Source organism: Mycoplana rhizolycopersici (genome assembly GCF_013378445.1).
In the GTDB taxonomy this organism is placed as follows: Bacteria; Pseudomonadota; Alphaproteobacteria; order Rhizobiales; family Rhizobiaceae; genus Mycoplana; species Mycoplana rhizolycopersici.
This window is the reverse complement of record NZ_JABXYK010000001.1, coordinates 59,746-78,936: the sequence shown is the minus strand read 5'-3', so window position 1 is coordinate 78,936 and position 19,191 is coordinate 59,746. Positions and strand designations below refer to the sequence as shown.

At 64.0% G+C, this 19,191-nt stretch carries 21 protein-coding genes and 1 pseudogene; 12 read left to right on the top strand and 10 right to left on the bottom strand.

The window, feature by feature from the left end; genetic code table 11:
- The first annotated feature begins 50 nt into the window (after window positions 1-50).
- The 3 genes and pseudogenes from HV823_RS00415 to HV823_RS00405 form a co-directional block, all read left to right on the top strand.
- The gene (locus HV823_RS00415; RefSeq protein WP_176947775.1) at window positions 51-635 is read left to right on the top strand and encodes a shikimate kinase; all 585 of its coding nucleotides are present in this window, start codon (window positions 51-53) and stop codon (window positions 633-635) included.
- Between the two features lie 8 nt (window positions 636-643).
- Window positions 644-1,777, top strand: a complete 1,134-nt coding sequence (gene aroB / locus HV823_RS00410) for a 3-dehydroquinate synthase (RefSeq protein ID WP_176947774.1) — start codon at window positions 644-646, stop codon at window positions 1,775-1,777.
- A pseudogene (locus HV823_RS00405) lies at window positions 1,759-2,628 on the top strand (transporter associated domain-containing protein); the annotation flags it as partial. The gene aroB and the pseudogene HV823_RS00405, both read left to right, overlap by 19 nt.
- A 14-nt stretch (window positions 2,629-2,642) precedes the next feature.
- Here the strand turns inward: HV823_RS00405 and HV823_RS00400 are convergent.
- Entirely contained in the window at window positions 2,643-2,924 is a 282-nt protein-coding gene (locus HV823_RS00400) for a BolA family protein (RefSeq protein WP_176947772.1), read from the bottom strand.
- A gap of 124 nt (window positions 2,925-3,048) precedes the next feature.
- Here HV823_RS00400 and HV823_RS00395 point away from each other — a divergent pair, with 124 nt between their 5' ends.
- The 4 genes from HV823_RS00395 to HV823_RS00380 are packed head-to-tail and all read left to right on the top strand — an operon-like array spanning window position 3,049 to window position 7,708.
- The gene (locus tag HV823_RS00395) at window positions 3,049-3,672 is read left to right on the top strand and encodes a J domain-containing protein (RefSeq protein WP_210270651.1); all 624 of its coding nucleotides are present in this window, start codon (window positions 3,049-3,051) and stop codon (window positions 3,670-3,672) included.
- 60 nt (window positions 3,673-3,732) lie between these two features.
- A complete protein-coding gene (gene cobS, locus HV823_RS00390; protein WP_176947771.1) occupies window positions 3,733-4,731 on the top strand; it encodes a cobaltochelatase subunit CobS in 999 nt (332 codons plus the stop codon).
- An 18-nt stretch (window positions 4,732-4,749) separates the two neighbouring features.
- Complete coding sequence (cobT, locus tag HV823_RS00385) at window positions 4,750-6,654, top strand: cobaltochelatase subunit CobT (protein ID WP_176947770.1); 1,905 nt, start codon at window positions 4,750-4,752, stop codon at window positions 6,652-6,654.
- A gap of 52 nt (window positions 6,655-6,706) precedes the next feature.
- Complete coding sequence (locus HV823_RS00380; RefSeq protein WP_176947769.1) at window positions 6,707-7,708, top strand: esterase-like activity of phytase family protein; 1,002 nt, start codon at window positions 6,707-6,709, stop codon at window positions 7,706-7,708.
- Between the two features lie 56 nt (window positions 7,709-7,764).
- Here the strand turns inward: HV823_RS00380 and HV823_RS00375 are convergent, their stop codons facing one another.
- Together HV823_RS00375 and rpmB are read right to left on the bottom strand one after the other, a co-directional pair.
- Window positions 7,765-8,406 (bottom strand): queuosine precursor transporter, encoded by a 642-nt coding sequence (locus HV823_RS00375; protein WP_176947768.1) that lies wholly within the window; start codon window positions 8,404-8,406, stop codon window positions 7,765-7,767.
- Window positions 8,407-8,522: 116 nt separating this feature from the next.
- Window positions 8,523-8,807: a 50S ribosomal protein L28 gene (gene rpmB, locus HV823_RS00370; protein WP_176947767.1), complete on the bottom strand. Its 285-nt coding sequence runs from the start codon at window positions 8,805-8,807 to the stop codon at window positions 8,523-8,525.
- A 280-nt stretch (window positions 8,808-9,087) separates the two neighbouring features.
- Here rpmB and HV823_RS00365 point away from each other — a divergent pair, with 280 nt between their 5' ends.
- Window positions 9,088-9,858 carry a DUF3108 domain-containing protein gene (locus HV823_RS00365; RefSeq protein WP_176947766.1) on the top strand — a complete coding sequence of 257 codons (771 nt, stop codon included), beginning with the start codon at window positions 9,088-9,090 and terminating at the stop codon, window positions 9,856-9,858.
- Between the two features lie 33 nt (window positions 9,859-9,891).
- The gene (yddG, locus tag HV823_RS00360; protein ID WP_176947765.1) at window positions 9,892-10,782 is read left to right on the top strand and encodes an aromatic amino acid exporter YddG; all 891 of its coding nucleotides are present in this window, start codon (window positions 9,892-9,894) and stop codon (window positions 10,780-10,782) included.
- A 103-nt stretch (window positions 10,783-10,885) separates the two neighbouring features.
- Here the strand turns inward: yddG and HV823_RS00355 are convergent, their stop codons facing one another.
- Together HV823_RS00355 and gloB are read right to left on the bottom strand one after the other, a co-directional pair.
- Window positions 10,886-11,311, bottom strand: coding sequence for a cupin domain-containing protein (locus HV823_RS00355; protein ID WP_176947764.1), 426 nt, complete (start codon window positions 11,309-11,311; stop codon window positions 10,886-10,888).
- Window positions 11,311-12,081, bottom strand: coding sequence for a hydroxyacylglutathione hydrolase (gene gloB / locus HV823_RS00350; protein WP_176947763.1), 771 nt, complete (start codon window positions 12,079-12,081; stop codon window positions 11,311-11,313). Before gloB ends, HV823_RS00355 begins: the two co-directional genes overlap by 1 nt.
- An 88-nt stretch (window positions 12,082-12,169) precedes the next feature.
- On the opposite strand from gloB, the gene HV823_RS00345 reads away from it, so the two are divergent.
- Both HV823_RS00345 and HV823_RS00340 read left to right on the top strand, forming a co-directional pair.
- Complete coding sequence (locus tag HV823_RS00345) at window positions 12,170-12,949, top strand: class I SAM-dependent methyltransferase (RefSeq protein ID WP_176947762.1); 780 nt, start codon at window positions 12,170-12,172, stop codon at window positions 12,947-12,949.
- Window positions 12,950-13,010: 61 nt separating this feature from the next.
- Window positions 13,011-13,940, top strand: coding sequence for a prephenate/arogenate dehydrogenase family protein (locus HV823_RS00340; RefSeq protein ID WP_176947761.1), 930 nt, complete (start codon window positions 13,011-13,013; stop codon window positions 13,938-13,940).
- Window positions 13,941-13,946: 6 nt separating this feature from the next.
- Here the strand turns inward: HV823_RS00340 and HV823_RS00335 are convergent, their stop codons facing one another.
- The gene (locus HV823_RS00335; protein ID WP_176947760.1) at window positions 13,947-14,942 is read right to left on the bottom strand and encodes a DUF2125 domain-containing protein; all 996 of its coding nucleotides are present in this window, start codon (window positions 14,940-14,942) and stop codon (window positions 13,947-13,949) included.
- Window positions 14,943-15,142: 200 nt separating this feature from the next.
- On the opposite strand from HV823_RS00335, the gene HV823_RS00330 reads away from it, so the two are divergent.
- Window positions 15,143-15,682: a gamma-glutamylcyclotransferase gene (locus HV823_RS00330; RefSeq protein WP_343051674.1), complete on the top strand. Its 540-nt coding sequence runs from the start codon at window positions 15,143-15,145 to the stop codon at window positions 15,680-15,682.
- Window positions 15,683-15,740: 58 nt separating this feature from the next.
- Here HV823_RS00330 and HV823_RS00325 read toward each other — a convergent pair whose 3' ends face one another.
- From HV823_RS00325 to ftsE, 4 genes are all read right to left on the bottom strand, one after another.
- Entirely contained in the window at window positions 15,741-16,532 is a 792-nt protein-coding gene (locus tag HV823_RS00325; protein ID WP_176947759.1) for a lysophospholipid acyltransferase family protein, read from the bottom strand.
- A gap of 68 nt (window positions 16,533-16,600) precedes the next feature.
- Complete coding sequence (locus tag HV823_RS00320; protein WP_176947758.1) at window positions 16,601-17,323, bottom strand: YdcF family protein; 723 nt, start codon at window positions 17,321-17,323, stop codon at window positions 16,601-16,603.
- Window positions 17,324-17,388: 65 nt separating this feature from the next.
- Window positions 17,389-18,396, bottom strand: a complete 1,008-nt coding sequence (locus HV823_RS00315; RefSeq protein ID WP_176947757.1) for a cell division protein FtsX — start codon at window positions 18,394-18,396, stop codon at window positions 17,389-17,391.
- Window positions 18,389-19,048, bottom strand: a complete 660-nt coding sequence (ftsE, locus tag HV823_RS00310) for a cell division ATP-binding protein FtsE (protein WP_176526802.1) — start codon at window positions 19,046-19,048, stop codon at window positions 18,389-18,391. The genes HV823_RS00315 and ftsE overlap by 8 nt, the downstream gene beginning before the upstream one ends.
- Window positions 19,049-19,191 lie beyond the last annotated feature (143 nt).

The following is a 19,191-nucleotide window of genomic DNA, read 5'->3' as shown; positions in this document are numbered from 1 at the left end:
CTTCCGCCGGTTTTGCAGATACCGGTTCGAGCAACAATCGGAACCGCTTGATGAACGGCCTGCTGGAAACCGCCCACCCAGACCTCGTGCAGAGAGCGCGCATTGCGCTCGGCAGCCGCAATCTCGTTCTGGTCGGATTGATGGGCGCTGGAAAATCAGCCATCGGCAGGCTTTTGGCCCATTCGCTTTCCGTTCCCTTCATCGATTCCGACCACGAGATCGAACGCGTTTCGCGCATGTCGATCACCGACCTGTTCGCAGCCTATGGCGAAGACGAGTTCCGGGCGCTGGAAGGGCGGGTGCTGAAGCGCCTTTTGAAGACCGGGCCCCGCGTCGTCTCTACGGGTGGTGGCGCTTTCATCAACGAGCGGACGCGCCGGCACATCAAGCGTGGTGGTCTCACCGTCTGGCTGAAGGCCGATATCGACGTGTTGTGGGAGCGCGTCAACAAGCGCGACACGCGGCCGCTCCTGAAGACCGAAAACCCCCGGCAGACCCTGGAAAACCTGATGAACACGCGCTATCCGATCTATGCGGAGGCGGATCTCACGGTCCAGTCGCGCGACGTCCGGAAGGAAATCATAGCAGAGGCCGTTCTGGCAGCTATCGCCGCCAGCGCCGACAAACAGACGTGACGGAACCCATGACCGAAGCCCCTTCCTCCCCCGCCCGGCGCAGCGTTCGCGTCGATCTTGGTGACCGCTCTTATGACATCCTGATCGGTCCCGGGCTTATCGCCGCGGCGGGCGCGGAAATCAGCAGCCGGATGAAGGGGCGGCGGGTCGCGGTGATCACCGACGAACATGTTGCTCCGATCTATCTCGAGCCGTTCATGCGCTCTCTCGCGGGAGGCGGAATTCAGGCCGTCTCGCTGGTGCTGCCGGCGGGCGAAAAGACCAAGAGCTTTCCGCATCTGATGGACGTCTGCGACAGCGTGCTCGGCGCGCGCATCGAGCGCAACGATGCGGTGGTGGCGCTCGGCGGCGGCGTCATCGGCGACCTCACGGGCTTCGCTGCCGGCATCGTACGCCGCGGCTCGCGCTTCATCCAGGTGCCGACTTCGCTTCTCGCCCAGGTCGATTCTTCCGTCGGCGGCAAGACCGGCATCAACTCCCGCCACGGCAAGAACCTGATCGGCGTCTTCCACCAGCCCGACCTCGTGCTTGCCGATACCGACGTTCTGGACACGCTTTCGCCGCGCGAGTTTGCCGCCGGCTATGCCGAGGTCGCCAAATACGGCTTGATCGACAAGCCGGAGTTCTTTGCGTGGCTCGAAAAGAACTGGCGCGACATTTTTGCCGGAGGCGATGCCCGGATAGAGGCGATCGCGACCAGTTGCCAGGCGAAGGCCGATGTCGTCGCCGCCGACGAGCGCGAGAACGGCCTGCGCGCCCTGCTCAATCTCGGCCACACCTTCGGCCATGCGCTGGAGGCGGCAACGGAATACGACAGCCGTCGTCTGGTGCACGGCGAAGGGGTATCGATCGGCATGGTGCTGGCGCATCAGTTTTCCGCGCGGATGAACCTTGCAAGCCCCGACGACGCCCGCCGTGTCGAGGCGCATCTGGGCGAGGTCGGCTTGCCGATATCGATGGCCCAGATTCCGGGCAGCCTGCCGCCGGCCGAAACCCTGATGGATGCGATCGCGCAGGACAAGAAAGTCAAGTCCGGCAAGCTGACCTTCATCCTCACGCGCGGTATCGGGCAGTCCTTCGTCGCCGATGACGTGCCGCCCTCAGAAGTCCTGGCGTTCCTCAAGGACAAATATCCGAAATGATCTCGCGAACCGACATCCTGCAGCGGCTATTCGGGTTGTTCGGCCTGACGGCCGGGCGGGACGCGGCCCCGCTTTCGTTCGCCGACGGACGCGCCGGCGAGGCTGCCGGGCGGGAAGGTATCACTTCAAGGGTGGAGCGGGACAAGGGGCAGGGGATGTCCGAACTCGATGAGCTCGAAGTCTCCGACGTCATGGTGCACCGGACCGCCATGCGCGGCCTGAACGCCGACGAAGCACCCGAAGCCATCGTGCGGGCGGTGCTCGACGGTCCCTTTACGCGGCTTCCGCTCTGGCGTGGTTCGGCCGACAACATCATCGGCGTCGTCCATCGCACAAACCTGTTGCGCGCGCTGGTGGAGCCGGGTGCGGAGCCTGCCACGATCGACATCGTCAGGATCGCGGAAAAGCCGTGGTTCGTGCCGGATACGACCAGCCTGCGCGAGCAGTTGAACGCGTTCCTGCGGCGGAACAGGCACCTTGCCGTCGTGGTCGACGAATATGGCGAGGTGCAGGGTCTCGTGACGCTCAGCGACATTCTGGAGGAAATCGTCGGCGACGTCTCGGACGAACGCGACATCGACATCCAGGGCGTGCGCCAGGAGGCGGACGGCTCGATCGTCGTCGAGGGCAGCGTTGCCATCCGCGACCTCAATCGCGCGCTGGATTGGTCGCTGCCGGACGAGGAGGCGACGACGATCGCAGGCCTCGTGATCCACGAATCGAAGTCGATTCCCGAGGAGCGGCAGGCCTTCACCTTCCACGGCAAGCGCTTCATCGTGATGAAGCGCGTGAAAAACCGGATCACGCGCCTGCGTATTCGTACGGCCGACGCTGCCGAGCGGCAGCCCTGACTAACCGCGCACCACTACCAGCGCACCGGCTCGCCCGGTGCCGCAGCCTCGATCGCCAATGCGTGCAGGCCCGCGTCGAATTCCGGCTTGACGAGTTCGTTGACCATTCGGTGGCGTGCAACGCGACTGAGGCCGGCAAAGCTCGCCGATACGATGCGGATGCGCATATGGGTTTCGCCGCCGCCATCGAACGCCGGCTGGTGGCCGGCGTGCAGGTGGCTCTCGTTGATCACTTCGAGCCGATCTGGTGAAAGCGCCTGCGCCAACCTATATTCAATCCGGGATTTCACTGACATTCGTCTGCCTTCGAAGCGCGTGTTGGAACGCGAGCTTTCTGCACGAAAATGGTCCCAAAAAGCCAGCAACAATCCGCTTTGTCAATTCTTGTTGTGCTCGTCTGCGAGCCCCATAATTGGACCCATGAAACTCGATTCCAAATACTTCGACCGGATCCGGACGCGCCGGCGTGTCGAGCGACCGGAGCCCGTCGCGCCGACGTGCCAATGGGACGGTTGCGACAAGCCCGGGGCCCACCGTGCGCCGGTCGGCCGCAATGCCGAGGGCCAGTTCTTCCTGTTCTGCTTCGAGCACGTCAAGGAATACAACAAGGGCTACAACTACTTCTCCGGCCTGTCGGATACGGAGATCGCCCGCTACCAGAAGGAGGCGATCACCGGTCATCGCCCGACCTGGACCATCGGCGTCAACAAGTCCTCCAAGAACGGCCCGGCGCATGGCAACGTGCGCTCGGGCACGGCCGGCGCAAACCAGCGCATTCGCGACCCCTTCGGCTTCGTCAACGAGGGTCGCGGGAGAGGTCCGCGCATGGAGCCGCGGACCCGCAAGCTGAAGACGCTGGAGGCCAAGGCCTTCGATACGCTCGGCCTGCATGCCAACGCGACGACCGAAGACATCAAGGCCGCCTACAAGGGGCTTGTCAAAAAACACCATCCCGACGCAAATGGCGGAGACAGAGGATCCGAGGAGCGTTTTCGGGCCGTCATTCAAGCATATCAATTGTTAAAGCAGGCCGGCTTCTGCTAGAGCAGGTCGGCAGCAACAGGACATAGGGCGGATGCGAGCGGCGTCTGCTGCGGAGACATTATGAGCAAGATGGACCTCGACATTTCCAACCTCCCGGATACCACCGTTTCGGTTCGGGAGGTCTTCGGCATCGACACGGACCTGCGCGTGCCGGCCTACTCCAAGGCCGATGCCTATGTCCCTGACCTTGACCCGGACTACCTGTTCGACCGCCAGACGACGCTTGCCATCCTTGCCGGCTTCGCCCACAACCGCCGCGTCATGGTTTCCGGCTATCACGGGACCGGAAAGTCCACCCATATCGAGCAGGTTGCAGCCCGCCTCAACTGGCCGTGCGTGCGCGTCAACCTCGACAGCCATGTCAGCCGGATCGACCTCGTCGGCAAGGACGCCATCGTTGTGAAGGACGGCCTGCAGGTCACCGAATTCAAGGACGGCATCCTGCCCTGGGCCTACCAGCACAATGTCGCGCTCGTCTTCGACGAGTACGACGCGGGCCGCCCGGACGTCATGTTCGTCATCCAGCGCGTGCTGGAATCGTCCGGCCGCCTGACGCTGCTCGATCAGAGCCGCGTCATCCGCCCGCACCCGGCCTTCCGTCTGTTCGCGACCGCCAATACCGTCGGCCTCGGCGATACGACCGGCCTCTATCACGGCACGCAGCAGATCAATCAGGCGCAGATGGACCGCTGGTCGATCGTGACAACGCTGAACTACCTGCCGCACGACAATGAAGTCGACATCGTCGCCGCGAAGGTGAAGACGCTGTCGAGCAAGAAGGATGGCCGCGATACGATCTCGCGCATGGTGCGCGTCGCCGACCTGACGCGCGCGGCCTTCATCAACGGCGATCTTTCGACGGTGATGAGCCCGCGTACGGTAATCACCTGGGCGGAGAATGCCGAGATCTTCGGCGACATCGCCTTTGCCTTCCGTGTCACCTTCCTCAACAAGTGCGACGAGCTGGAGCGGCCGCTGGTGGCCGAGCACTATCAGCGCGCCTTCGGCGTGGAGCTCAAGGAAAGTGCTGCCAACATCGTGCTGGAGGCGACGGCCTGAGGGCCGCTCGGGTGAAACATGGCAGCAGCTCGCGGTGACAATTCAAGGCCGAGACCCGGCGCTCCGGTCGATGTCGAGCCTTTTCGGCGGGCACTGACCGGCTGCATCCGCTCGGTCGCCGGCGATGCCGAGATCGAGGTGGTGTTCGCCAATGAGCGGCCAGGCCTGACCGGCGAGCGCATGCGCCTGCCGGAGCTCTCCAAGCGGCCGACGCGCGAGGAGCTTTCCGTGACGCGCGGGCTTGGCGATTCCATGGCGCTGCGCAAGGCATGCCACGACCCCCGCATCCACGCGACCATGTCGCCGCCGGGATCGGATGCGCGCGCAATCTTCGATGCGGTGGAACAGGCCCGCGTCGAGGCGATCGGTTCCAACCGCATGAGCGGCATGGCGCAGAACATCTCCTCGATGCTCAGCGAAAAATATACCCGGGCCAACTTCGGCGCGATCACCCGCCAGGCGGACGCACCGCTGGAAGAAGCGGTGGCGCTGCTCGTGCGGGAGAAGCTGACCGGCCAGCAGGCGCCGGAATCGGCCGGCCAGGTGCTGGACCTGTGGCGCGGCTTCATCGAGGACAAGGCCGGCGCCGACTTCGGCGGTCTCTCGGCTGCGATCAACGACCAGCAGGCCTTCGCCAAGATCGTCCGGCACATGCTCGCCTCCATGAACGTCGCCGAGGACATCGGCGAGGAGGATACGGAGCAGGACGACCAGGACAGCGAGACCGACGAGGACCAGCCGCGCAGCAACGAGGAAGACGAGAGCGAATCGCAGGAGGAAGCCGGCGAAGAGGCAGCACCGGCCGACGAGAACGAGACCGCCCAGGACCAGATGGAAGAAGGCGAGATGGACGGCGCGGAGATTTCCGACGACGAACTCGCCGACGAGGACAGCGAAGACAGTGAGACGCCCGGCGAGGTCCGGCGTCCGAGCATCTTCGGCGATTTCAACGAGAAGGTCGACTATTCGGTCTTCACCGAGGAATTCGACGAGACGATCGCTGCCGAGGAGCTGTGCGACGAAGCCGAGCTCGATCGGCTGCGGGCCTTCCTCGACAAGCAGCTGTCGCACCTGCAGGGCGCGGTGGGGCGGCTTGCAAACCGCCTTCAGCGCCGGCTGATGGCGCAGCAGAACCGCTCCTGGGAATTTGACCTGGAGGAGGGCTATCTCGATCCGGCCCGCCTGCAGCGCGTTATTATAGACCCCATGCAGCCGCTCTCGTTCAAGCGCGAGAAGGATACGAATTTCCGCGACACGGTGGTGACGCTTCTCATCGACAATTCCGGCTCGATGCGCGGCCGGCCGATCACGGTAGCGGCCACCTGTGCCGACATTCTGGCCCGCACGCTGGAGCGTTGCGGCGTCAAGGCGGAGATCCTCGGCTTTACGACGAAGGCCTGGAAGGGCGGACAGTCGCGCGAGAAATGGCTTGGCAGCGGCAAGCCACAGACGCCCGGCCGCCTGAACGACCTTCGCCACATCATCTACAAGTCGGCAGATGCCCCCTGGCGGCGCGCCCGGCGCAATCTCGGGCTGATGATGCGCGAAGGGCTCCTGAAGGAGAACATCGACGGCGAGGCGCTGATCTGGGCGCACAACCGGCTTTTGGCGCGGCCCGAACAACGCCGTATTCTGATGATGATCTCCGACGGCGCGCCGGTCGACGATTCCACGCTGTCCGTCAATCCCGGGAATTATCTGGAACGGCACCTGCGCGCGGTGATCGAACAGATCGAGACGCGTTCGCCCGTCGAACTGCTGGCGATCGGCATCGGCCATGACGTCACGCGCTACTATCGGCGCGCCGTCACGATCGTCGATGCGGACGAGCTTGCGGGGGCCATGACTGAACAGTTGGCTGGGCTCTTCGCCGACGAGACGACGAGCCGCAGACGGCCGGCCGGCCTGCGCCGGGCCGGCTGACGAGAAATTTCAGCCCGGGCGGCGTTGCGCGCTTGCTTGGCATGGAGAGCCAATGACGCGACTGTCCGCCCTCTTTGCCCTGGCGCTGGCCGCGAGCGTCATTGCCGCGCCCGGTTCGGCAACCAGCGTCGCGCTCGAAATCGACAGCAGCACGATCGAGCATTTCGCCGTAGGCTCCGGGCAGCGAGCCTTCGGCAAGCTGGAGTTCGTCGGCGGCATCACCTTCACATCTTCGAACAAGCTCGTGGGGGCGATGTCCTCCATCCGGTTCCGTCCTGACCAGAGGCATTTCGTCGCTGCGCTGGATACCGGGCACTGGATGACGGGGGTGATCGAACGCGACGGCGAGGGGGCGCTGTCGGGCTTTGCCGAGGTGAAGATCACGCCGATGCTCAACGCCAGGGGCGAGCCCGAGAAGGCGAAAACGCTCGTCGATGCGGAAGGGCTGGCACTGGCGCCGGGAGCGGCGATCGTCAGCTTCGAGCAGCGCCACCGGGTGGACGTCTATCCCGATCCGGGCTTCGAGACTTCGGCACCCAAAGCCAGCTATCCGCTTCCGTTCCCGCGTTCGGAACTGCGCAACAACCGCGGCTTCGAGACGCTGGTGATGGCTCCCGTCGACGGGCCGCTTGCCGGCGCGCCGGTGATCGTCGCCGAACGCAGCCTCGACAGGCAGGGTAACCTGTTTGCAGCCATTCTTGACGGGCCGGCGAAAGGCACCTTCGCCGTCGTCCGCAACGATCCCTATGACGTCACCGACGGCGCCTTTCTGCCGGATGGAGACCTGCTGCTGCTCGAACGCCGCTTCCGGCTCTCCGACGGGATCGGCATGCGCATCCGCCGCATCAAAGGCGCGGACATTCGCCCCGGCGCGGTAGTTGACGGAGAGGTGCTGATGGATGCCGACATGAGCCATCAGATCGACAACATGGAAGGGATCGACGTGATGCAACTGCCGGATGGCGACGTCCGCATCATCCTCGTTTCCGACGACAACCACTCGATCCTGCAGCGGAACCTGATGCTGGAATTCCGCCTGACAGGCGGCCTCTGAAACGCAAAACGGGCCGCCCGGTTGCCGGGCGGCCCGTTGGAAGCATCTTCAACTGGTCAGGCCGAGGCCTTCTCCGCAGCCGGCATGGGCTTCAGCGTGCTCATCAGCGCGCCATAGGGCAGGAGCATCACCAGGCCCATCAGCAACTTTACGCCGAAATCGGTGATCGCCCAGGAGATCCAGCGCTGTGCTTCTGCAGCAAAGAGGCCGAGGACCGGCGCATGCTCGATCGCGAACGGCTCGTTGGGGCCGAGCACCACGAAGGCGGGGGCAAAGGCTATGGAGAAGAAGATCAGCGTATCGAGCGCCGAGCCGACCAGGGAGCCGACCAGCGGCGCACGCCACCAGGTCTGCCGGCGCAGCTTGTTGAAGACGGAGATATCCAGCAACTGGCCGAGCAGGAAGGCCGTCCCGGATGCGATGGCGATCCTGGGGCTGGCGACGGCGAAGGAGAAGACGATCGCGACGGCAAAGCCTGCGACGACCACCTTGCGCGCGGTGCGCGGGCCGAACTGGCGATTGGTCAGATCGGTGACGAGGAAGGCTACGGGATAGGTGAAGGCGCCGAAGGTGAGGATGTCACCGAGGCTGATACCGAAAAGCGTGCCCGGCAGCGGATACTGCACGAAAATGTTCGAGGCGACGACGACGAGCGTCATCAGGAGGACATAGATGAGGGTAATGCGGTTCGCCTGCATTTTTTTATCCTGGGTGATGCCACCAGTTGGAGGAACAACGATGTTTTCAACGAAATGAGGCCTGTCCGGATGCCCGGCAAGCCTCATTACCTATCAGAGAGAATCGCGCCGATTGATCAGGCGGCGACCTTCTTGGCGATCTGGCGGCGGAGCAGGCGCGCGCGCATGGACAGCTCGTTCTCATCGGCCTTCAGTAGGAAGGCGTCGAGGCCGCCGCGGTGCTCGACCGAGCGGAGGGCTGCTGCGGAAACACGCAGGCGGAAACGCTGGCCGAGGGAGTCCGAGATGAGCGTGACGTTGCACAGGTTCGGCAGGAACTTGCGCTTGGTCTTGTTGTTGGCGTGGCTGACATTGTTGCCAGACTGGACGCCCTTGCCGGTCAATTCGCAACTACGGGACATGGATGCACCTATTCTTCTTTGGTTTCGGACAATACGATTCCGGCGCCGTGTCCGGCCGCAGTCCGTCTGGCCTTATTGGAAAAGTTGCGGTTCTATAGTCACCCGCGCTTGCGGCGTCAAGCCAAACCTTGGCGTCGGCTGGAAAACTATTGCAAATCGCTGAGAATTGCGGCCAATACCGCAAGGGTATCCGCCAGCATTCGCCGTCCGTCGAGATAGCAGCGGCGCAGAATTGCCGCAAAAGGAATTATAGTCTTTCTGACGAAGGAGCGGTTGAAAGATGGGCTTGAGGGCTTGGATCGCGGCAGGTTCCATCGCGGCGGTGACGGCAGGCGTCGCGGGCGCGACGGAGGTCGAGCACGTTACCGACTACAGCATCCGTCTCGCCGGGTTCCCGGTCGCGACCGCAAGCTTCCGTTCCGAATTCGACGGCAGGCGCTACACGATCTCCGGCCGCATGGATTCCGCCGGCCTTGCCGACATCCTCTCCAGCACGCACGGAACAACCACCGTCTCAGGCACGCTCTCCGACGGCAAGCTGCGCGCCAGCCGATACTCGATGTCCTATCGCAGCGGCAAGCGGGCACGCGCCATCGACGTGACTTTCCGCAACGGCAACGTTGCCAGCGCCTCCATCCGGCCCGAGCGCCGGCGGTCGCCGGAAAACTGGGTGCCGGTGCGCGCTGGCGACATGCGCTCGGTGATCGACCCGATCTCGGGGCTGATCATTCCCGCGACGAAGAACGTCTGCTCCAAAACGCTGCCGATCTTCGACGGGGAATCGCGGATGGACATCAGGCTGCTGGACAAGGGCACGCGCCCGTTCTCCACCAAGGGCTTCGATGGCGAAGTGAAGGTCTGCGGCGTGCGGTTCGTGCCGAAGGCCGGCTATCGCAAGGGACGCCGTGACGTCGAGTACCTGCGCAAGCTGACGACGATGGAGATCTGGTTTGCAAAGGCCGATCCCGTCGATGTATATGCCCCGGTCTTCGTCCGGATTCCGACTTCGCTCGGTCCGGTCACCGTTTCGGCCACCCGCTTCGGCGGCTGAGCCGTCGAAACATCGCATGCGGGGCAATGGCACGTGAAATTGAAAGCGACGCTCATCGGTTTTTCCGCGATCCTGATGTGGTCGCTATTGGCACTTTTCACTACCGCTTCCGGCAAGATGCCGCCTTTCCAGCTTTCCGCGATCTGCTTTCTGATCGGCAGCCTGCCCGGCCTTGTGGTGCTCGCGCTGCGGCCGGGGCGAATGGCGCTTTTGCGCCAGCCGGCGAAGGTCTGGATCGTCGGGATTGCCGGGCTTTTCGGCTATCATTTCCTTTACTTCACCGCTCTGCGCAACGCGCCCGCGGTAGAGGCGGGACTCATCGCCTATCTCTGGCCGCTGCTGATCGTCGTCGGCTCGGCAATGCTGCCGGGCGAAAAGCTGCGCTGGTACCATATAGCGGGTGCGCTCATGGGGTTGGCGGGAACCGTCCTGATCGTCGCCCGCAACGGCCTGTCCTTCGATGGCGCCTATACGATCGGCTACGCCGCCGCCTTCCTCTGCGCCTTCACCTGGTCGGGCTACTCGCTTCTGACACGCCGTTTCGAAGCGGCTTCCACCGACGTCGTGACCGGCTTCTGCCTTGCAACCTCGGTCCTTTCGTTCCTGTGTCACCTCGGCCTGGAGACGACGGTATGGCCGGAAACGGGGTTCGAATGGTTCGCCGTCGCAGGCCTTGGCCTGCTGCCGGTAGGGGCGGCGTTCTATGCGTGGGATTTTGGCGTGAAGAATGGCGATATCCAGATCCTGGGGGCTACGAGCTATGCCGCGCCCCTGCTATCGACGCTGAACCTCATCCTGATGGGATACGCCGAGCCGTCCTGGCGGATCGCCATTGCCTGCGTGCTGGTGACCGGCGGTGCGATCCTGGCGGCCAGGGACATGGTTTTTCGCAGGAAGCCTGTGGCTGCCGCCGACGCTGTCTAGGGCCTGTATGGTTCATTCTGAAGCACACAGGATCCAAGCCATTTTTTGTTTTCGTTTGTCTTTTCGGGAAAACCGGATTCCACTTTTCCCTGACAAACTCTAGCTAGTTGGCTCCCGGCCGCCAGCCGGGCGGGGCCATTTCAAACGCGTCGAAGGAAAAGCCGGGCGCTACGGTGCAGCCGACCAGCGTCCATTCGCCCAATGGTTCTGCCGATTGCCACCATCCGGCGGGCACAATGACCTGCGGGCGCTCCCCGTTTGCGAGGTGGGGGCCGAGCACCTGACTGTTGCTGGTCTGTCCATCGCCGCAGATCGACAGCCGCAGCGGGCCGCCGGCATAGTAGTGCCAGATCTCGGCTGCATCCCGCACGCGGTGCCAGTGCGAACGTTCGCCCTTTTCCAGGAGATAGTAGATCGCAGTGGAGTGACCGTGCGTGCCGCCATCGGTGTCGCGGAAGGTTTGGACGTACCAGCCGCCCTCCGGGTGGCGTTCCATGCCGAGTGTGGCGATGATCTGCTTCGGCGTCATCAGAAGCGGTCCTTGCGGCCTCGTATTTCGGCAAAGACCTCGCTGTCGGAGGCGTCCGGCATGGCAAGGACCTTGCGAATGCCCGGATCGGCGGCGCGCAGGAACGGGTTCGTCCGCTTTTCCAGCCCGATCGTCGTCGGTGCCGTGAAGCGGCCGGCGGCGCGGATGCGCTCGATTTCCGTCGCGCGCTCCTTCAGCGCGCCGTTGTCGGGATCGACCGAAAGCGCGAAGCGAGCGTTGGACAGGGTGTATTCGTGACCGAAATACACGGTCGTATCATCGGGAAGCGCGGCAAGGCGGGACAGCGACTGCCACATCTGCGCGGGGGTTCCCTCGAAAAGGCGGCCGCAGCCGAGTGCGAACAGCGTGTCGGCGGCAAAAAGCAGCCCGTCGTCCGGCAGGTGGTAGCAGACATGCCCGGCGGTGTGGCCGGGTGTCCAGATGACCTCGACGGGCCTGCCGGTGAAGTCGAAGCGGTCGCCATCGTCCACCGCCTTGTCGATCCCTGGAATCTTGTCCTTTTCCCTTGCCGGACCGATGATCGCGGCGCCGAATCGCGCTTTCAGCGCCTCGTTCGCCTCGACATGGTCCTGGTGATGATGCGTGGTCAGGATGTGCGTAAGCTTCCAGCCGCGCCGCGCGAGCGCATCGAGGATCGGCTTTTCCTCAGGCGCGTCGATGCTGGCCGTGGCGCCGCTGGCTGCATCGTGCAGAAGCACGCCGAAATTGTCGGTGCGGCAGCCAAAGAGTTCGATTTCGAGCGATGCCATGGGCATTGTTCCTTTCCCGTTGCGCGGAAACGCCGAATCTAGCGGTACGGGCCTTGAAGTCCATCGCCCGGTCGCTAACATCTCGCGAATGCATGCAGATATTGTCGATCTTCGCGAATTTTACCACTCTCCCCTCGGACACCTCGCGGAGCATTCGATCACGATGTCGCTAGGTTCGATCTGGGCGCGCCTGCCGGAAGAACGGCTGGTCGGGCTGGGCTATGCGGTGCCCTATCTCGACCGGTTTCGCGGTGACACGGAGCGTACCTTCGCTTTCATGCCGGCAGGGCAGGGGGCCGTGAACTGGCCGGTGGGCGAGGCATCGGCTACCGCGCTCGTCTTCGACGAGGAACTGCCGCTGCCTGACTCGTCCATCGACCGCATCCTGATGGTGCACTCGTTGGAATTTGCGGAAAACCCGCGCGAGACGATGAAGGAGCTCTGGCGGGTGCTGGCTCCCGGCGGCCGGCTCGTCATTGTCGTACCGAACCGACGCGGCGTGTGGGCGCGGATGGAACATACCCCCTTCGGCTCCGGCCGTCCCTATTCGCGCAGCCAGCTGACGCATCTTTTGCGTGAAACCAACTTCACGCCCGGCGCCAGCGCCGAGGCGCTGTTCTTCCCGCCGTCCAAGCACCGCAGCATCCAGAAGCTGCGCGGCGCCTTCGAGCGGCTCGGGCGCTGGCTCTGGCCGATGTTTTCCGGCGTCCTCGTCGTTGAGGCGCAGAAGCGGCTCTACCAGGGACTGCCGGTGGCGGCGCGCGCTTCGCGGCGTGTCTTCGTTCCCGTGCTTGCACCATCGGGCGTGCCATCGACGCGGTCGTCCCTGCCGCGCAGGCCCCTCGACAATCCCCCGCCACGCCGGTAATGGCTGCTGCACCATCCCGCCTCAAACAGGCGGGCTCCTATCCGGAACAAGGGCGGCAGGCATGGCGGATCAACAGTTTGACAAGATTGCGCTGATCGGTATCGGCCTCATCGGTTCGTCCATTGCGCGCGCGGTGAAGGCGCAGGGCCTGGCCCCGTCGGTGGCGATCGCAACGCGAAGCGAAGAGACGCTCGAGCGGGCGCGGGAGCTGGAGCTTGGCACCGATTATCATCTGGACGCGGCGGAAGCGGTGCGCGACGCCGATCTCGTCATCGTCTCCGTTCCGGTCGGTGCGTCGGGCAGCGTCGCCCAGCAGATCGCCCCAAACCTCAAGCCCGGTGCCATCGTCACGGATGTCGGCTCGACCAAGGCGTCCGTCGTTGCCCAGATGCTTCCGCATATCCCGAAGGGCGTACACTTCATTCCGGGCCATCCGCTTGCCGGCACCGAGCATTCCGGTCCCGATGCCGGTTTCGCCGAGCTTTTCCGCGGGCGCTGGTGCATCCTGACGCCCGTTCACGGTACCGACAAGGCCGCCAAGCGGCGTCTGGCCACCTTCTGGGAGACGCTCGGCTCCAAGGTGGACGAGATGGATACGGAGCACCACGACAAGGTGCTGGCGATCGTGTCCCACCTGCCGCACATCATTGCCTACAACATCGTCGGCACGGCGGACGACCTGGAGACGGTGACCGAATCCGAGGTCATCAAGTATTCCGCCTCGGGCTTCCGCGACTTCACCCGTCTGGCTGCGTCCGATCCGACGATGTGGCGCGACGTCTGCCTGCACAACAGGGACGCCATCCTGGAGATGCTGGCGCGTTTTTCCGAGGATCTGGCCTATCTGCAGCGTGCGATCCGCTGGGGCGACGGCGAGAAGCTGTTCGATCTCTTCACACGCACGCGCGCCATCCGCCGGTCGATCATCGATGCGGGGCAGGACACGGCCGCGGCTAACTTCGGTCGCCCGGATGCCACACCTGAAAAGTAGCCGCCATCAAAGCGGCGGGATTGCGGCGAGCGGAATGATTCCCAGATAGACGACGCCGTCCCTGACCCGGAGCCTGACGCTCGCCTCGTCCTTGCCGCCGGAAAGGCTGCGGATGGTGCTTGCAACGCTCGAGGCGGTCTCCGCAATCTCGGGAAACGCCTCGGCGATGGCATCGCGGACTTCGTCGATGCCCTTCAACTGAACCTGAAAATTGCCCGAAAGCCGCCCCTTGTCATCGACTTCATAGGGTCCGGACAGCGCGGCATTGCTGCCGTTGGCGAACACGAGACTGAAGTTGTGAAGCTCTCCCTTCGTGCCGTGCGGCGCGGTCCTGGGAGGCCCGTCGTTCAGCCAGTCGGCGGCGTTGGCGATCGTCGCATCCAGAACCACGTCGACCTGCGGTATGGTGGTGTCGGACACCTTCAGGTTAAGCCCGTCGGCGGAAAGGGCGACGTCGAGCGCTTCGTCGTTCCTGCGGGCATGCGCTTCGCCGTGGCGGGCGGAAAACGCGAGGTTGACGTCGGCCCTGCCTGCGGTGAACGTCCCTCTCAATCCGTCATGGGCGATCGACGTGCGGTCGAGACCGCCGGTGCCGGCGACCGCGCTGGCGTGCAGGAGATCCCAGTCCGCGGTGAGGGCAAGATCCGGCGAGACGCGGATCTGCGCGGGGCCGTCGATTTCGAGGACGGCATGGCCCGGACGGTAGACCTGGGCTGCCGAGCGCAAGGCGCCGAAGCTTGCGGACGTGCCCGTGCGCTTGTCGTCGATACCTACAGCGTCGCAGAAGACGCCGATGCGGAAGGGATATCCCTTCACGTCCAGCCCGGAGCAGGCAACCGACACGTCGGCATCCGACATCTGGCTTCCGACATACTTGCCGAGGCGGTCGGCGCCGTAGAACCAGGCTGCCGTGTAGGCCGCGACGAACAGGACGATGCCCAGGCCGAGAAGCCAGAATCTGCGGGCGATGCGCGATGTCGTAGCCCCGTTCGTCGTTTGCATGCTTGCTCTCCGTAAGACGGAAGGAATTGGGACCGGGACGATGGAGGGGTGCCCGGCCGATTCGCAGTTGTAGTTGTTTGTTTTATCGCGAATTCTGACCGAAAACCGCTTCGCAGTTTTCGGTATCCGCTTTAGATTGCACCGAAGGTGGCAGAGAGCCGGCAATTGCGGCGGCATTCAGGTGGAAACGGTAAGGCGCGGTGGACACGCAAGAGTTTTGGGTTTTCGGCTACGGCTCGCTGATGTGGAATCCGGGGTTCGAGATCGAGGATAGCCAGCCTGCCCGCCTGCACGGCTTTCGACGCTCGCTTTGCGTGCGCTCCTGGGTGCACAGGGGGACGCCGGAGCAGCCGGGGCTCGTCCTCGGGCTCGATCGCGGCGGTTCCTGCCGCGGCATCGCCTTTCGCGTGGCGCCGCAGCGATGGAATGCCGTGCTCGACTATCTGCGTGAGCGCGAACTCGTCACACATGTCTACAAGGAACGCACGCTCCCCGTCACGCTCCCAGGCGGCATCCGCAAGCCGGCGCTCGCCTATGTGATCGATCGGGCGCACCATCAATATGCGGGGGCGCTGTCGGTGGAAGACGCCGCGGCGACCGTCAGCACTGCGCGGGGCAAGTCCGGCCCTAATACCGAATACGTTGCCAATACGCTCGCCCATCTGCGCGAGATGGGCATCCGCGACCATTGGCTGGAAGAGGTCGGACGCTCGGTCGATCGTCTCGTGAACGGCGGCTGAGAGCGCGTCAGGCCCGGGGACGTGTCAGGCCCAGGAGCGTATCAGGTTCGGGGGCGCATCAGGCATGGCGTGCGCGCAGCTCAGCCACCCGGGAAGCTGCCGTGGGCGGCAGCGGCAGGTTCGGATTTGCCTCCACGGTTTCCAGAAGCAGCTTGTCGCTCGCCGTCTCCATCACGTCGATCAGGTGGGCCAGAAATGCGTCCGGATCCATCCCGGCGGGCACGGGCGGCAGGATACGAACCTTGAAGTGGCCGGGGTAGCGCAGGAATTTGCGCCGCGGCCAGAACAGGCCCGGATGCATGACGACCGGCAGGACAGGCACCTGCAGGTCGCGGTAGAGGCGGGCAATGCCGTATTTGTACTCCGGCGGCGCGCCCGGCGGGCGGCGCGTGCCTTCGGGATAGATGATGAGCTGGCGGCCGCTTCTCATCTCGGCCTTGGCGCGTTCCATCACCGCCGCCATCGCCTTGCCGCGCGCGCCGCGATCGACCGGCACCATGCGCTGCTTGATAAGGTACCAGCCGAACAGCGGGATCCACGTCAACTCGCGCTTGAGAATGTAGAAGGGATCGTCCTGCCAGGGCAAAAGCGCATAGGCGTCCCAGAACGACTGGTGCTTCGGCGCGAAAATGTAGCCCTGTTCCTTCGGAATGTTCTCCAGACCCTCGATCTCGAAGGTGGCGCCGACGATCTTGGCGAAGAGCCAGTGATTGCTGCGCGCCCAGTTCTTGGCGATGACATAGGCCTTCTTGCGCGGAAGCAGAAAATAGGCCGGCGTCAGCAAGACCATCTGCGCGATCAGGTTGAGATAGAAGGCGATGTTGAAAAGGATGGAGCGCAGAACGATCATCAGGCAAGGGCTCTGTTACGAAGGTAAGCCTGACTACACGATATTTTTCGCGCCGGAAACCGGGCTGCTCAGTTCTCTTCCACAAGTGCGGCATGGGTCTGGGCATCACGGCGCAGGCCGCTCGCCGTGCCCGCGCCGATCATGCCGCGTACGAGCGCGGCGGAGTATTTCACATACTCCGAAAGCATCGCCTTCATCACGTGCGGCTCGCCGAGCCAACTGCCGTGCCTCAGGTCGGAATTGATCACGGGGTAGGAGACGAATTCCGTCTCGGCATCGCTGCGCCGAAGTTCCAGCAGGCTGCGCGGCATGTGGTAGTTGTTGGTCACCACCAGAACGGTGCGATAGCCATGGTCGCTGATCCACTGCGCCGTCTCGTTGGCGTTGCCGATCGTGTCCATCGCGTCATAGCCGATGTCGACGCAGCAATCGAACAGGCTGGTCGAGCTCTGGGTGAATTTGCGGATCTGCGTGCCGGACGTGCTCGGATTGGCGCCGGAAATCAGCAGACGCTGGCCCGCGCCCTGCTTCAGAAGTCCGATCGCCTGATCGATGCGCTGGAAGCCGCCGGTCAAGACTACGATCGCGTCCGCGCGCGGGTTTCTCGGCGTTTCCATGGCGGCGATGGTTTCTGCGAAATACAGGAAACCTCCAATCATGCTGCCGCAGAAGATGAGCAGGAACACCAGGAACGCGCGGACAAACCGGCGAATCGGGCGAAACCGCCAGCGCTTGCGCGCCGCGTGCCCGTCCTTCTGCGTCAGGTTTCTCGTTTCGTCTATCGTGGCCATGATTCTTCTATTTAACCCGGGATTGCGGCAAGGACGAGTCCGTAGACGTGCGATGCCGGTCCGGGTCATGTGTCCGGCAGGTCATCGGTGCGCGCGGGGTCGGAGCGGATGCGGTCGATCTCGAAGATCGTGCGCATGACGGTGAAGCGCGCCGTCAGCGTCGTCAGCAGCGCGATTACGATCATCGTGGCGGCAATGCCGAGATAGCCGCTCAGACCCACGGAGAAGTTTCCGAACAGGGCGGTGGCTTGGTCGCTTTCCGGCGTGGCCAGCGTGCGGTTCTGCCAGTATCCGGCGATGGCGAAGACGATTGCCGCCAGCGCGCCGCCCGCAAGGGAGCCTTTCAGGCTGATTTTCAGGAAATGCTTCTGGAATTCGGAGGCGACGAACCCGGCTTCAGCGCCGACGAAGTGCAGCACCTCGATGATGTGGCGGTTGCCTGACAAAGCGCCGCGGGTGGCGAAGACGACCGTCAGAATCATGGCGGAGAAGACGAGAATCAAGACGCCGATGCCGATCCAGGCCGTCGTCCTCGCCATGGTGACCAGCCTGTTCACCCAGGTGCGGTGATCATCGAGAAAGGCCTGCGGGATGGTTTCCATTAGCGCCTGCCGCATCGCGCCGAAATCGGGCGGGTTCTGCTCGTCGATGGTGACGATGACCAGCCGCGGCACCGGCAGTTCGTCCAGGTCGAGACCCTCGCCGAGCCAAGGCTCAAGCAGCCTGGCGGTTGCGGCGCGGTCGACGATCTGGCCGTCCTTCGTGCCGGTGAAGGTGAGCGCCAGATCGCGGGCGTCGCGCAGCGCCGCCTCCATGTCCAGGCCGTCGTCCGGCTTGATCTGGATGGTAATCTCGCGGGAAATCTGGCTTTGCCAGCTTGCAGCCGTCGCCCGCACCATGCTCACCGCCCCATAGGTCAGGCAGGCGAGGAAGGCCATGATGGCGATCACGAACATCAGCGCATTGCCGGAGACATTGGCCGGCGGCACGATGGGCGCGGTCGGGCGCACGCGCATCTCCGGGCGCTTCTGGTTGCCCTCTTGCGGTTGCGGGCGTGCGGCTGCCTCACTCATAGATGTCAAGCCGCCCTTGCGAGAGGATCATGCGCCGCGCATCCACCTGATCCATCAGCGACAGGTCGTGCGTGGCAATGACGACGGCGGTTCCGAGACGGTTCAGCTCCATGAACAGGCTCAGCAACCGTCGGGCCATCGGCGGATCGACGTTGCCGGTCGGTTCGTCGGCCAGCAGCAGTTCCGGGCGGTCGATCAGGGCGCGGGCGATGGCCGCGCGCTGCTTCTCCCCACCGGAAAGCACCGGCGGCAGGACGTTGATCCGCTCGCCGAGGCCGACCCATTTCAAAAGATCGAGCACGTCGGCGCGATAGCTCGCCTCCTCCTTGCCGCGCACGCGCAACGGCAGAGCGACGTTCTCGTAGGTCGTCAGATGGTCCAGCAGGCGGAAGTCCTGGAAGACGATGCCGATCCGGCGCCGCAGCATCGGCAGCTCGTCGCGCGGGATCGTGGCGATGTCGCGATCGAAGGTTCGCACCAGCCCGCGCGTGGGCTGCAGCGACAGGAACAGGAGCTTCAGGAGCGTCGATTTTCCCGCCCCCGAGGGCCCGGTCAGAAACTGGAAGGAACGGCGCGGAATGTCGAAAGTGAGGTCGCGGAGCACTTCCGGACCCATCCCGTATCTCAGGCCGACATTCTCGAAGTGTATCAAAGGGACAATCCGGTTTTCGTCTTCGCGCGCGTGACGCGCCATTCGCATCTTGCCGATGGCACGGAATCAAGGCCCATCCAAGGCCGGTTTCCGAAGCATTAACCAGTATGGTTTACGTTTGGTAAGCAATCGATTCAATGCCC